At 73.7% G+C, this 13582-nt stretch carries 10 protein-coding genes; 8 read left to right on the top strand and 2 right to left on the bottom strand.

All coding sequences use genetic code 11. The annotated features are described in order from the left end of the window. The first annotated feature begins 42 nt into the window (after window positions 1–42). From ACFC1T_RS11755 to ACFC1T_RS11780, 6 genes are all read left to right on the top strand, one after another. The gene (locus ACFC1T_RS11755; RefSeq protein ID WP_375886779.1) at window positions 43–1497 is read left to right on the top strand and encodes a PLP-dependent aminotransferase family protein; all 1455 of its coding nucleotides are present in this window, start codon (window positions 43–45) and stop codon (window positions 1495–1497) included. A 254-nt stretch (window positions 1498–1751) separates the two neighbouring features. Next, complete coding sequence (locus tag ACFC1T_RS11760; protein ID WP_375886782.1) at window positions 1752–2261, top strand: hypothetical protein; 510 nt, start codon at window positions 1752–1754, stop codon at window positions 2259–2261. Between the two features lie 159 nt (window positions 2262–2420). Beyond that, window positions 2421–3230: a DUF1963 domain-containing protein gene (locus ACFC1T_RS11765; RefSeq protein ID WP_375886783.1), complete on the top strand. Its 810-nt coding sequence runs from the start codon at window positions 2421–2423 to the stop codon at window positions 3228–3230. A 373-nt stretch (window positions 3231–3603) separates the two neighbouring features. Continuing rightward, on the top strand, window positions 3604–5013 hold the full coding sequence (locus ACFC1T_RS11770; RefSeq protein ID WP_375886785.1) for a family 2B encapsulin nanocompartment shell protein: 1410 nt from the start codon (window positions 3604–3606) through the stop codon (window positions 5011–5013). A gap of 228 nt (window positions 5014–5241) precedes the next feature. After that, window positions 5242–6369 (top strand): hypothetical protein, encoded by a 1128-nt coding sequence (locus ACFC1T_RS11775; protein WP_375886788.1) that lies wholly within the window; start codon window positions 5242–5244, stop codon window positions 6367–6369. Window positions 6370–6475: 106 nt separating this feature from the next. Further along, on the top strand, window positions 6476–7246 hold the full coding sequence (locus ACFC1T_RS11780; RefSeq protein WP_375886791.1) for a hypothetical protein: 771 nt from the start codon (window positions 6476–6478) through the stop codon (window positions 7244–7246). Between the two features lie 76 nt (window positions 7247–7322). On the opposite strand, the gene ACFC1T_RS11785 is transcribed toward ACFC1T_RS11780, so the two are convergent. After that, window positions 7323–9698, bottom strand: coding sequence for a glycosyl hydrolase family 18 protein (locus ACFC1T_RS11785; RefSeq protein WP_375886793.1), 2376 nt, complete (start codon window positions 9696–9698; stop codon window positions 7323–7325). 250 nt (window positions 9699–9948) lie between these two features. On the opposite strand from ACFC1T_RS11785, the gene ACFC1T_RS11790 reads away from it, so the two are divergent. Further along, a complete protein-coding gene (locus tag ACFC1T_RS11790) occupies window positions 9949–10608 on the top strand; it encodes a methyltransferase domain-containing protein (protein WP_375886795.1) in 660 nt (219 codons plus the stop codon). Next, the gene (locus tag ACFC1T_RS11795) at window positions 10605–11279 is read left to right on the top strand and encodes a hypothetical protein (protein WP_375886798.1); all 675 of its coding nucleotides are present in this window, start codon (window positions 10605–10607) and stop codon (window positions 11277–11279) included. The genes ACFC1T_RS11790 and ACFC1T_RS11795 overlap by 4 nt, the downstream gene beginning before the upstream one ends. 20 nt (window positions 11280–11299) lie before the next feature. On the opposite strand, the gene ACFC1T_RS11800 is transcribed toward ACFC1T_RS11795, so the two are convergent. After that, entirely contained in the window at window positions 11300–13543 is a 2244-nt protein-coding gene (locus tag ACFC1T_RS11800; RefSeq protein WP_375886800.1) for a hypothetical protein, read from the bottom strand. Window positions 13544–13582: the final 39 nt, after the last annotated feature.

Raw genomic sequence — 13582 nt, forward strand, 5'->3', positions numbered from 1 at the left:
GCCCGCCGGGCGGCGCCGGAGCGGCGGGTAGGGTGCGTGACCATGACGGAGACGTCGGGCGCGCACCCCACCGAGCCGGCCCACCCGACCGGTAACGACCTGCACCTGGACCTGCCCGCCACCGGCGGCCGCCGCGCCGCACTGATGGCCGCGCTGCGCGAGGCGATCCGCAGCGGCAGACTGGCCCCCGGCACCCGACTGCCGCCCTACCGGGCCCTGGCCACCGACCTCGGCCTGGCCCGCAACACCGCCGCCGAGGCCTACGCCGAGCTCGTCGCCGAGGGCTGGCTCACCGCCCGCCAGGGCTCCGGCACCACCGTCGCCGACCGCGCCGCACCCGTCCCGCCCACCCGGGCCCGCCGCCCCGCACGCCGCTCCGGACCGGCGCACGACCTGCGCCAGGGCCAGCCCGACGCCGCCTCCTTCCCCCGCGCCGCCTGGTTGGCCGCCGCCCGCCGGGCCCTCACCGCCGCCCCGAACGAGGCCTTCGGGCCGGGCGACCCCCAGGGCCGGCCCGAACTGCGCGCGGTCCTCGCCGACTACCTCGCCCGCGCCCGCGGCGTGCGCACCGACCCCGACCGGATCGTGGTCTGCTCCGGCTTCGCCCACGCGCTGCGCCTGCTCTTCGACGGTGCCGCGCCCGCCCTGCCGCCCGCCGACCAGGGGCCGCTGGCCGTCGAGGCGTACGGGCTGGGCTTCCACCGCGGGCTGCTGGCCGCCGCCGGCGTCACCGCCGTCCCGCTGCCGATCGACGAACAGGGCGCCCGGATAGGGGAGTTGGCCCGGTGTCCGGAGGTCAGGACGGTCCTGCTCACCCCCGCCCACCAGTTCCCGACCGGCGGCCCGCTGCACGCCGGGCGCCGCGCCGCCGTGATCGACTGGGCGCGCGGACGCGGCGGGCTCGTCCTGGAGGACGACTACGACGGGGAGTTCCGCTACGACCGCCAGCCGGTCGGCGCCGTCCAGGGGCTCGACCCCGAACGGGTCGTCTACCTCGGCAGCGCCAGCAAGAGCCTGAGCCCGGCGCTGCGCCTCGGCTGGATGGTCCTGCCGGACCACCTGGTCGACCGGGCGCTCGCCGCGAAGGGCGAACGCGAGGCCTGGGCCAGTGCGTTGGACCAGCTGACCCTCGCCGAGTTCATCGACTCCGGCGGCTACGACCGCCACCTGCGCCGGATGCGCCGCCGCTACCGGGACCGCCGCGACCAGCTGGTGGCCGCGCTGGCCGCCCACGCCCCGCACATCGAGGTGTCCGGCATCGCGGCCGGCCTGCACGCCGTGCTGCGGCTCGCCCCCGGCACCGAACGGTCCGTTCTCCAGGCCGCCGCCCACCGCGGCCTGGCGGTCGAGGGGCTCGCCGACTACCGGCACCCGGCGGCCGATCCGGCGGCGACGCCCGCCGTCGACGGCCTGGTGGTCGGCTACGCCACGCCGCCGGACCACGCCTGGCCGGCCGCGCTCCGGGCACTGTGCGACGTCCTGCCGGCGCCGGCCTGAGCACCTACCGGTCGGAGCACCTACCGGCCTCAGCGCACCGGCCTCAATGCACCGGCCTCAATGCGCCAGCCCGGCCTGGGCGCACCGGCCCGAGCAGGCCGTCCGGGTGCGCGGCGAAGGATAGGGCACCGGCGGTTCCGCCGGGCCGGAACGCGGACGGTCGGTCCCGGGCGTCCGCCCGCCGCTCGTACGCGAGTACGGGTTCGGGCCGAGGAGGGCGGCCCCGACGGCGCCGCCCCCTACGCTCCTTGGACATGCGCAGAACACATCTGAGCCGTGCCGCGCTCGCCGTGGGCCCGGCCCTCGCCGCCGGACTGCTGCTGGCGGCACCCGCCCGGGCTGCCGACAGCCCGCTGCCCCTGACGGCCGTCTCCGACCACCAGACGACCGGCCGGGGAGGTGAGTTCACACTGACCCTGACGCTCACCAACCCGTACGACACCCCGATCCAGTTCGTCTACCAGAGCGTCCAGGAGACGTACGACACCAGTCTGGTGAAGGGGCTCAAGTACACCGCCACGGCCTGCGGCACCCAGACCAACGGGTGCAGCGACAACGTGCACGGCGGCATCGCCCGCTACGACGTCCCGCTCGCCCCCGGCGCCAGCAGCACCTTCACGGTCACCTACGCCGTGGCCCCGGACTCGGCCTGCGGCCAGGGCGTCCGGATCGACTTCTACTCGTACCTGTACTACGAGTACCAGGGCGGTCTGGCCAACAACTCCGGCATCCTGGGCATCCCCGGTACCCAGGTCGCCTGCTGATCCACCCCCTCCCCCCGGCGCGGCCCTCGCGGCCGCACCCCCCGTACACCCGTCAGGTGCCGGCCACCCCCGTACCGGCACCTGACGGGCCTTCCGCATGCGTCGGAGTCGGTGCCGGTGCCGGGCTCGGTGTCGGAGCCGGGTGACAGGATTCGGGCCATGCCCGACTACGCATGGATGCCGTACCGCCCCGGACCGGGCGACGACCTGCCCCTGCCCCTGCCCTACGGGCTGTACGTCGCCCTGCGGGAGCAGGTGGGCCCCGAGCACACCTCCCGGGTCGGCGGGCTGCTGCGCCCCTCGCTGGAACTGCGCACGGACGTCGCCGAGGAGGAGCCCGGCTGGACGTCCGTCGGGCGGACCGGCGGATCGGCGGCGCTGCCGCCCGGCGTCGACTGGCCCGAGGGCGACGGCCACCCGATGGAACTGCTCGCCCGACTCGACTGCGCCCGGCTGGCGGAGGCCTTCCGGGCCGGTGGCGGCGGTCGCTGGCCGTTGCCGGTCGAGGGCCTGCTGCTGTTCTTCCACGACCCGATGCCCGCCGACCTCGACGGGGAGAGCTGCCAGGTGCTGCACGTCCCGGTCGGGAGCCCGGAACGTCCGGCCCCGCCGGACCCGGACGGCCTGGAGCCGCTGCCCGCTCGGCCGGTCCGGGCGCGCTGGGCCCTGTCGGCGCCCTCCTACCTGGAGGACGAGCTGCGGGCGCTCCTCGCGGGCGACTACCTGGTGGCCATGGGCGTCTCGGACGCCTGCCGCGAGCACCTCGGCGGCGCCGACGTCCGGCTCCTGGGGTGGTGCGACAGCGACAACACCACCCGCCCCGACGGGCACCGGCCGCTGCTCCAGGTCGAGGGCTCGGCGGTGGACGCGCGGTGGGGCGAACTCGTCAACGTCTCGTTCTGGATCACCGAGGAGGACCTGGCCGCAGGCCGCCTCGACCGGGTGCGGCAGGGCCTGGAGGTCGCCTGAGCGGTGTGCCGGGTTGACGGCAGGGAGGCTGCGCGGCAGGAGGGCGCGCGGGGTGGGGTCGGCTCGGCGGGGCGCCCGGGGTACGGGGTTGCGCACTCGCGAACGGGTGTTCCGGTGACGATAGCGGCCCGTGGGGGCGGATCACCGGAGATTCACCCTATCGGGGGGTAGTGGGCCGCCGTACGGGCTCCGTCGGGTTCTGGTGATCTAGGGTTCCGGATGGGCCGCCGGGCGATGGCGGTCGTCCTCTCGATACTCGCCAACTTCCCCACCAGCTCGCGGATCTGATGATCCGTCGCGGAGCATGCCCCGGAACCGGAGCGGTACCGGCCCCGGCTGCGTGATCCGACCACACGAATGGAGACCCCTGCCGATGTCCGTGGACACGACGAGCCCGGAGACACAGCAGGACCGGCAGCAGAGCCTCGCGACGGCCGCTGCCCGCAACCTTGCCACCACGACCAAGTCCGCCCCGCAGATGCAGGAGATCACCTCCCGCTGGCTGCTCAAGGTGCTCCCGTGGGTCGAGGCCCACGGTGGTGCGTACCGGGTCAACCGACGGCTCACCTACACCGTCGGCAACGGCGTGGTGGAGTTCATCAAGACCGGATCGCAGGTCCGCGTGATCCCGGCCGAGCTGGGCGAACTCGCCCTGCTGCGCGGCTACGAGGACGAGGAGGTGCTGACCGCCCTCGCCGACCGCTGCCAGCAGCGCGACTTCGGCCCCGGCGAGGTGCTCACCACCCAGGGCGAGGCGGCCGACCGGATCTTCCTGATCGCGCACGGCAAGATCAACAAGATCGGCACCGGCAAGTACGGTGACGAGACCGTGGTCGGCGTGGCCGCCGACGGCGACCGCTTCGGCGACGACTCGCTGCTGAACCCGGACGCGGTCTGGGAGTACACGGCGAAGACCACCACCTCCGGGGTCGCCCTCACCCTGAGCCGGGACGACTTCGCCCGCATCCGGGACAACGCGCCGAGCCTCCAGGAGCACCTGACGACGTTCCTGTCCCTGCCGCTGCAGGCCCAGAACGAGCGCGGCGAGGCCGAGATCGCCATGTCGGCCGGCCACCGCGGCGAGTACGAACTCCCCGGCGCCTTCGTGGACTACGAGCTCAAGCCGCGCGAGTACGAGCTGAGCGTCGCCCAGACCATCCTCAAGATCCACACCCGCGTCGCGGACCTGTACAACCAGCCGATGAACCAGACCGAGCACCAGCTCCGGCTGACCATCGAGGCCCTGCGCGAGCGGCAGGAGCACGAGATGATCAACAACCCGGAGTTCGGCCTGCTCAACAACGCCGACTTCGACCAGCGGATCCAGACCCACTCCGGCCCGCCCACCCCGGACGACCTGGACGAGCTGCTCAACCGCCGCCGTGACCCGGACTACCTGCTGGCCCACCCCAAGGCCATCGCCGCGATCGGCCGCGAGTTCAACGCCCGGGGCATCTACCCGCACCACGTCGACCTCGGCGGGCAGCAGGTGCCGGCCTGGCGCGGGGTTCCGATCCTGCCGTGCAGCAAGATCCCGATCACCAAGGAGAACACCAGCTCGATCCTGGTGATCCGTACCGGTGAGGACAACCAGGGCGTCATCGGCCTGCACCAGACCGGGCTGCCGGACGAGTACCAGCCCTCGCTCTCGGTCCGCTTCATGGGGATCGACGAGAAGGCGATCATCTCCTACCTGGTCAGCGCCTACTACTCCTGCGCGATCCTGGTGCCGGACGCGGTCGGCGTGCTGGAGAACGTCGAGATCGCGCACCGCCGCCACTGAGCGCGCGGAACGGCGGGCGCGGGCCGTAACCGGTCGGCGCGAAGATCGTTTCACCTGATGGCGGACGGCCCGCCCCGGTGGCGGGCCGTCCGCCTGATCACGTCTGAATGCGCATGGTCGTACCCGATCGGCTCTGATCCGGATCCGACCACTGCCGTCCGTTCCTGTCGGCTGATCAGCCAAATCCCTTCCGTCCTGCCCGGACGACCCGAGAGGTGTGTGGAGCCCATGCCGCAGCGCCGGCAGTACCGACGGATACCGCGGCACGGCGGCGGGGGCGCGGTCCCCGGTCGGCGGGCGCGGCTGATCGGCGCGGCGGTCGGCGTGGTGGCGATGTGCGCGCTGGTCGGCGGGGCCAGCGCCTCGGGGGCCGAACGCCCCGGCGGGCACGCGAACGGCGCGGCCGTCGACACCTGCGTGTGCACCGGGACGGACGTGTCCACCACGGTGGGCCCGGGCGGCAGCGTGGACGTCGGAGTGGACGTGGACGTCGAGGTCGGCGTCACCGTCGCCCCCGATGTCGGCCGCCACCACGGGCCCCGGCCGCCGCACGACCACCACCACTGCCACCGGCCGCTGACGGCCGGCACGGTGCCTGCAGTGCCCTCGCCCTCCGGCACGGCCGGGCTCCGGCCGGCGCCGGGGCGACCGACCGGCGGCCACGGGTCCGGCGGCCACGGGGGCGGCGACGAATGGTCCGGTGACGACGGGCAGGGGGAGCACGGGGACGGCTGGTGGCACTGGGGCCACGGGGGGCACCACCATCACCACCACCATCCGCACCCCTGCCCGAGCCCCACCCCGACGCCCACCCCGACCCCGACCCCGACGCCTACGCACACACCGACGCCGACCCCCACCCCTACCCACACCCCGACGCCCACCCCGAGCGCCACCCCCACGCCGTCCCCGACCGCGGTCCCGTCGCCTCCGGCCCCCAGCCCGCCGGCGTCGCCCCCGGCCCCGGCCCCGGCGTCTCCGCCGCCGCCCGCCCCCGCACCGGCGCCACCGCCCCCGGCGGTGCCCGCCGTGCCCGCAGCCCCGGCGCCCGCCGCCCCCGCTCCGCCACCGCCACCGGTGGTGCCGGTTCCGGCGGTGCCCGACCCGACGGTCCCCGCCGTGGTGGCGCCCAGCCCCGTGCTGCCGAGCCCGGCCCGTCCGAGCCCGGCCCGGCCCACGCCGTCGGCGCATCCCTCCTTCAAGGTGGTGCGGGCCGTCAAACCGGGGCCCGTCGCGCCGCCGCACCACGGCGCCTCGACCACCACCACGATGCTGCTGATCACCGTCCCCGCGGTGCTCGCGGCGGCCTCGCTGCGCCCGGGTCGTGGCCGCGGCCGCGGTGGTTCCGGGTCCTGACGGCCTCCCGTCCCGACCTTCCCCCGGCTCCTCCTGTCGAGTCCTGTCGAGCGGGCCCGGGGGTTCGCCTTTCACGTCACGAGCCAAGCCAGAGAAGGGAGTTCCCATGTCCGAGTGGGTGGCGCTGATCATCGCCTTGGCGGCGGCCTGTGCCGTTGTGTTGGCGGTGGTGGTGCTGCGGCGCCGCGGCACCGGCGTCGTCGAGAACACCGACGAGACGCCGGACGTCATCGAGTACATCACGATGATGATCGGAGTGGTCTACGCGATCGTCCTCGGCCTCGCCATCGCGGGTGTCTGGGAGGCGCGCGGCGCCGCCCAGGACGACCTGTTCCGTGAGGCCCAGTCGCTGCGGGAGGTCAGCGACCGGGCGGTGGTCTACCCGGTCGAGTTCCGCGACCAGGTCCGGGCCGACGTCGACGCGTACGTCACCTACGTGGTGACCGTCGAGTGGGACTACATGGGCAAGAACGGTGAGATCACCGACAAGGGCACCGAGTTGCTGGACAAGATCCAGAACGAGGTGGTCTCCCGGGCACCGGCCTCGGACCTGGAGGCCCAGGCCTACCAGCCGATCACCGACCGGATCAGCCAGGCCTCCGACTCCCGCAACCAGCGCGGCCAGAACGCCGGGCCGACCATGCCGGGCGTGGTGTGGTTCGGGCTGATCGGCGGGGCGGTGGTGACCATCGGCATGCTGTTCGCGCTGCAGATCCAGCGCACCCCAAGGGAGTTGATCCTGGCGGCCTGTTTCAGCGTGCTGATCGCCTTCCTGCTGTTCATGATCTGGGACTTCGACGATCCGTTCGCCCGGAGCGTCTCGGTCACCACCCAGCCCTTCACGGACCTCTTCCCCTCGCTCAACCTCAAGAGTTGAACCGGGGCCGAGACCGATGCCGACGCCGGTGGTCCCGAACGGGGCCACCGGCGTCGGTCGTTCGACCGGCTCGACGTCAGCGCAGGCTGCTGTCCATAGAGTTGAGCATGGTGCCGGAGGCGTCGTCGTTCTCCAGCGAGAAGGCGAACAGGCCGCCCAGGCCCTTGCCCTTCGCGTAGGCGCCGCGGGACTGGACGGCCTGCGGGGTGTCACCCGTCCAGAAGTTGGTGCCGTCGTAGACCCAGCTGTTCTCCGTCACCTGGTCCCAATGGGTCTGCGCGGCGGTCGGGTTGAGCTCCTTCCAGGCGGCCAGACCGGCCTCCTGGCTGAGCGGCTTGGCGGCCGTCGGGCCGGTCGCGCTCTGGTACAGGCCGTAGTTCGAGCCGGCCGGGACGCCGGTCCAGCCGCGCCAGTAGAACGGGATGCCGAGCACGATCTTGTTCGCCGGGAAGCCGCCGGGGATGCCGTACTCGGGCAGGCCGGCGGTGTACGCGGTGAGGGTGGTGTCCACGTTGTACTTGCGGGTGCCGGGGGTGATCGGTGTGGTCGGGTCCGCCGGGCTGTCGTGCAGCGGGTCCTGGTGGTTGGTCGGGCCCTTGGCGTCCCAGGAACCGTGCATGTCGTAGGACATCACGTCGGCGTAGTCCAGGTAGGCGCCGATCTTGTCGGTCTCCAGCTGGGCGATCTTGTCCTGGCCGCTGGGCAGCGCGGCGCTCAGCAGGTAGCGCTTGCCCTGGGCGGCGCCGAGGGCGTCCAGCTGGGTGCGGAACTCCTTGAGCAGCAGGGTGTAGTTCTGCTTGTCGGCGGGGGAGTAGTGGTTGCCCGTGTGGCCGCCGGCCGAGTCCGGGTACTCCCAGTCGATGTCGATGCCGTCGAAGATGCCGGCCGCCGAGGCCGCGCCGCCGGAGGCGTCACCGGCGACCCCGGTCGGCAGGTTCCCCTTGAGGAACATGTCGACGCAGGAGGAGACGAAGGCCTTCCGGGAGGCGTCGGTGGCGGCCGCGTCCGAGAAGTACTTGGAGTACGTCCAGCCGCCGATCGAGATGGTGAAGCGCAGGTTCGGGTACTTGGCCTTGAGCTGGCGCAGCTGGTTGAAGTTGCCCTTGAGCGGCTGGTCCCAGCCGTCGGTGCTGCCGTCCACGCTGGTGGCGGAGGTGTAGCCGTCCTGGTAGTCGGCGTAGGCGTCGCCCGCGCCGTCACCGGCGTTGGGGTCGGAGTCGTTGGCCGAGTCGGAGGCCTTCACTGCCTGGAAGCAGGTGAACTTCGAGGGGTCGATGTTGGCGAAGGCGTAGTGGACGACGTCCAGCTTGTTCGCGGCGCCGCTGGTGTCGACGTTCTTCGGGTAGTACGCGTTCTCGTAGATGCCCCACTGGTCGAAGTAGGCCGCACGGACCGGCTGTTGGGCGGGCGCCGCGGCGGTCGTGGTGCTCACCGGGGCGGACTGGGCGGAGGCGTGGCTCCCCGAGTAGCCCTGGACGCTGAACGTGTAGGCCTGGCCGGGCCGCAGCGAGCTGACGGCGACCGAGGTGCCCATCGAGGTGGCGACCAACTGGCCGTTGGACCACACCTTGTAGGCGACCGGGCCGTCGTCGCCGTTCAGGGTGGACGGCTGCCAGCCGAGCACCACGGCGCCGGAGGTGACCTTGCTGACCGTGACGCCGGTCGGGGTGGTGACCTTGCCGTCCCCGGCCGGGCCGCTCGCGGTGGCGGTCGCGGTCGGACTCCCGGTCGGACTCCCGGTGGGGCTGCCGGTGGGGCTCCCGCTCGGGGAGCCCGTCGCGGTCGGACTGCCGCTGGGCGAGCCGGTGGCCGTGGGGCTGCCCGAAGCCGTCGGGCTGGTGGACGCCGTCGGGCTGGTGGACGCCGTCGGGCTGGTGGTGGAGGTCGGCCCGCCCGGACCGGTCAGGGTGAGGTCGTCCGCGTAGTACGTGCCGGTGCCGTACCAGCCGTGGGTGAAGACCGTGACGGAGGTCGTGGTGGCGCCGGTGGTGAAGGTGCTGCTCAGCTGGTTCCAGCCCGTCCCGCCGGGCGTCCAGCTGGAGGCGTTGACGCCGGTGCCGGTGGCGCCCAGGTACACGTAGCTGCCCTGGACGAAGCCGGCCAGGGTGTAGCTGGTGTTCGGCTGGACGGTGACGGTCTGCTGGCACTGCGCGGTGTCGGAGCCGGAGGCGGCGCCGCTGAGCGCGTAACTCCCGCCGTGCACCGGGGTGGTGACCACCGAGCCGTTGGAGCAGCTCCAGCCGGACAGGGTGCCGGTCTCGAAGCCGCCGTTGGCCAGCAGGTTGACCGGCGAGGCGGCGGCGGAGCCGAGGGTGAGGGCGAGGGCGGCGCCGCTGGTGGTCAGCGTGGCGGCCAGGGCGAGTGCGGTGGCCCGTCTGTGCCGGGCGGCCCGACGGGCGGCTCGACCCTCGGCGGGCAGGTCGGGCCGTGCGGGCAGGACGCGGTCGTGCATGCGGGGTGTCCTCCGGATGTGTGGGGGTTCCGGCGGTGCGTGGCCCGGACGGGCCGTGGGGAGCCGGCCCGGACGCGGTGGGGGCGACCGGGCGGGGTGACACGTGCGTGACGGGTGCTCGACTGAACAGATTGGACTGGACCAATATTCGCCGTCAAGGGTGTCCACCCGCTGGACCGACCCGGGCGGCGAACAGCGGCCGACCGGTAGGTTGACCGGGACGGAACAGGACTGCCGAACGGAGGAGCGCATGGACAGTCAGGGCTGGGACGACCGCTACGCCGCGAGTGAACTGGTCTGGGGCGCCGCGCCCAACCGGTGGGTGGTGCGCGAACTCACCGGCCGCACCCCCGGCCACGCCCTCGACCTGGCCACCGGCGAGGGCCGCAACGCCATCTGGCTCGCCGCCCGGGGCTGGGAGGTCACCGGCCTCGACTTCTCCGCCGTCGCCCTCGAACGCGCCGAACGGCTCACCGCCGAACTGCCCGACGAGGTCGCCGACCGCCTCACCTGGCGCCACGGCGACGCCCGCACCCACGAGGCCCCCACCGTCGGCTACGACCTCGTCCTGGTCGCCTACCTCCACCTGCCCGCCGCCGACCGCCGCGCCGCACTGCACCGCGCCGCCGAAGCACTCGCCCCCGGCGGCACCCTGCTGGTGATCGGACACGACCTGAGCAACCTCACCGAAGGCGTCGGCGGCCCGCAGGACCCGGCCGTGCTGCTCACCCCGCAGGACGTCCTCGCCGACCTCGCCCCCTACGGCCTGCACACCGTGCGGGCCGAGCGCGTCCGGCGCGAGGTCGACACCGAACCCGGCCACCGGGGCGGTGCGACGGGCGGTGCGACCGGCGTCGCGACGGGCGTCGCGATCGACGCGCTGGTGCGCCTGGAGCGGGGTGCCGCGTGAGCGCCCGGCCCACGACCGCCCGCCCCACCCGCCGGCTGCTCCTCACCGGCCTCGCGGCCGCCGCCCCGCTGGTGCTCGCCGGCTGCTCCTCCGGCAAGAAGGACAAGGCCGACAAGAACGGCCCGGTCGCCAGGGCCAGTGACCCGGGCGGCGCCGCCTTCGTGATGATCATCCGGCACGGCGAGAAGCCCGACGGCAACCAGCCCGGCCTGGACGAGAACGGCAAGCACGACGGCAAGTCCCTCACCCAGCGCGGCTGGGACCGGGCCAAGGCACTGCCCACCCTGTTCACCACCCCGCCCGCGACCGGCCTGCGCACCCCCGCCCGGATCTACGCCGCCACCGACCAGGGCCCGCTGGCCGGAGCCCACCGGATGCGGCAGACCGTCACCCCGCTGGCCGGCGGGCTCGGACTGACCGTGGACACCACCTACGCCGAGTCCCAGGAGTCCCAGCTGGCCGCCGCCGCCCTCGCCGGAACGCAGCCGGTGCTGATCTGCTGGGAGCACTCCCGGATCCCGCGGATCGTCGAGGCGCTCGGAGCGGCCGGCAGCGGGGCGCCGGGCACCTGGCCGGACCGGTTCGACCTGGTCTGGGTGTTCTCCCGGCCGGCCGGCGGGGCCTGGGCCTTCCAGGAGGTGCGCCAGCACCTGCTGGACGGCGATGCCTGATCCGCCCGGTCGCCCCCCGGTCAGGCTGCCGACGCGCTGATCGTCACCACCGAGTACTGGACGACGGTCAGCGGCACGCCGACCGTCCCGGTGGTCACCGTGTACGGGACGGGCCGGGGCGCCGGGTCGGTGCCGTCCGGGCTGGCGACGGTCACGGCGGTGACGGCCGCTCCGGCCGGGAGCGCGTAGGAGAGGGTGCAGTTGACGGGCGTGGTGCGGAAGTCGGCCGGGGCGTCGCCGAAGTTGGTGAAGTTCACCAGGTGGACGACGGTGTCGCCGCCGAGCCGCCGGGCGTCCAGGAAGATCCGCCGGTCCCCGGTGAGGGTGACGGCGGGCGGCGCCGACTGCCGTACCGCCGCCAGCAGTTGGTCGGCCGAGGCCTGGTCGGTGTTCGACAGGTAGCTCAGCCCGGGCAGGGCCTTGAGGTACCAGCAGCTGCCGCTGCCGTAGGAGTTCCGCCGGCTCGCGGGCAACGGGTCGGCCCGGCGCAGTCCGAGGACGTCGGAGAGCGCGAACTCGGCCCGCAGGCCGCCCAGTTCGTCCAGCGCGGTGGGGGCCGGGCCGGTGATCACGACCGTCCCGCCGGCCGCGACGAAGCCGCGCAGCACGGTCGCCTCGGCGTCCGAGACGGCCTGGAGGTTGGGCAGCAGCAGGACCTGGAAGCGGGCCAGGTCGGCGGCGACGAGGCCGGGGCTGGGCACGGTGTCGAACGGCACCTGGGCGTACACCAGCGCCTTGACCGTGCCGCGGAACTCGCCGAGCCAGGGCAGCGCGGCACAGCTCATCTGCGGGTCGTCGCCGCCCCACCAGTCGGCGATCCCGGCCGGGGCCTTGGCGTTGGCGTACATCCCGTTGCCCTCGCCGGGCGCGACGTAGTCCCGGGACGGCGCGGAGTGGTAGACCCCGACCCGGGCCGCGGAGACCGGGTCGTAGAGCTTCGCCTGGTTGGCCCGGACGAAGGCGTACATCCGGGCGCGCATGGCCGCGTCCACGGTGTCGTTCTTGAACGGCGTCCTCACCTCGTACGGGTTGCAGCCGGCCGCGATCAGCTGGGACATCACCAGCGAGGCGTCGTCGGCCTGCCAGCCGTAGGAGAACGCCCAGGCGGGCTTGGCGCCGCTGGCCGCGCGGGCGTACTTGTACATCGAGATCAGGCAGGTCCAGTCGGTGGCGGTGGCGTGCCGCATCCCGTCGTAGTTGCCGAGGATGTCCACCTCCCAGACCTGGGAGACGGCGCCCTCGGCGGTGCGCAGGTAGCCGCCGTCCAGGCCGATGGAGGTGGCGTAGCGGTAGTCCATCGAGACCGTCTCGACGAAGGTGACCAGGTCGGGGTTGACCGAGCGCCCGGCGGCGGCGATGTCCAACTGGAAGCCGAGCAGGCTGCGGTGGCGCCACTCGACGTAGCGGCGGAACACCGGGTCGGTGAAGTCGGCGGCCCGGGGCAGGGCGAGCCCGGTGTCGGCCTTGAAGGCGGCCGCGCCCCAGCTGGAGGCGTCGCACCAGGTGAGCACGCCGTCGAAGTAGATCGGCACGTCCGGCCAGATGCCGTCCACGCCGGTGGCGGCCACCCCCTTGATCCGCCGGAGGTAGTAGTCCCGCCAGGGCGAGTGGGGGCTGAGCCAGACGCTCTCGTCGCCCGGGTCGACCCAGACCACCACGCTGCCGTAGAACACGTTGGGCTTGCCCGCGAGGTCGCGCTGGACCCAGTCCTTGCCGTGGTCGTCCTTGTAGAAGGAGCGGCCCTTCTCACCGCCGGGGGAGATCAGTTCGAGGGACGGGTAGTACATGACGACCTTGAGGCCGGTCGCGTGGGCCAGGCCGGTGAAGGTCTTCACGTCGGCCATGTGGGCGGCGAACTCGGCGTCGGTGAGCCAGTTGGAGAGCAGGGTGTCGAGTTCGATGACGCTGACGTTCTGCGCCTTGAGGGCGTCGACGTAACCCTGCATGTCGGCGGGCTCGTTGAAGGTGCCGTCGGCGATCCGGGCGTAGCGGGTCCAGTCGGGCCAGGGCTGCGCCGCGGTGGATCCCGGCGCGGCCGGGCGGACGGCTCGGGCGGCTCGGGCGGTCAGGGTCGGGGCGGCGGGAGCGGTCGGCGGGGCCGGGGCGAACGGGGTGGCGGCCCGGGCCGGGTCGGCGGGCAGCAGGCGGCCGGCGGCGAGGGCGCCGCCCGCGCCGAGGCCGGCCCGGAGCAGCCGGCGGCGGCCGAGGCGGGCGGTGGTGGCGGCGGTGGCCGCGGGCGGTGTTCCGTCGTGCTGTTCGGGCATGGTGGTCCCCCAGCGTGGGTCGGAGCGGCTCCGAGGCGA

It is taken from the genome of Kitasatospora sp. NPDC056076 (assembly GCF_042266305.1).
Classification (GTDB): domain Bacteria; phylum Actinomycetota; class Actinomycetes; order Streptomycetales; family Streptomycetaceae; genus Kitasatospora.

Excerpts from the sequence above, each read along its gene's own strand:
- ACFC1T_RS11755 (WP_375886779.1), top strand. The coding sequence starts at position 43 with ATGACGGAGACGTCGGGCGCGCACCCCACCGAGCCGGCCCACCCGACC.
- ACFC1T_RS11775 (WP_375886788.1), top strand. The coding sequence starts at position 5,242 with ATGCCGCAGCGCCGGCAGTACCGACGGATACCGCGGCACGGCGGCGGG.
- ACFC1T_RS11800 (WP_375886800.1), bottom strand. The coding sequence starts at position 13,543 with ATGCCCGAACAGCACGACGGAACACCGCCCGCGGCCACCGCCGCCACC.
- ACFC1T_RS11770 (WP_375886785.1), top strand. The coding sequence starts at position 3,604 with ATGTCCGTGGACACGACGAGCCCGGAGACACAGCAGGACCGGCAGCAG.
- ACFC1T_RS11765 (WP_375886783.1), top strand. The coding sequence starts at position 2,421 with ATGCCCGACTACGCATGGATGCCGTACCGCCCCGGACCGGGCGACGAC.
- ACFC1T_RS11785 (WP_375886793.1), bottom strand. The coding sequence starts at position 9,698 with ATGCACGACCGCGTCCTGCCCGCACGGCCCGACCTGCCCGCCGAGGGT.
- ACFC1T_RS11760 (WP_375886782.1), top strand. The coding sequence starts at position 1,752 with ATGCGCAGAACACATCTGAGCCGTGCCGCGCTCGCCGTGGGCCCGGCC.
- ACFC1T_RS11780 (WP_375886791.1), top strand. The coding sequence starts at position 6,476 with ATGTCCGAGTGGGTGGCGCTGATCATCGCCTTGGCGGCGGCCTGTGCC.
- ACFC1T_RS11790 (WP_375886795.1), top strand. The coding sequence starts at position 9,949 with ATGGACAGTCAGGGCTGGGACGACCGCTACGCCGCGAGTGAACTGGTC.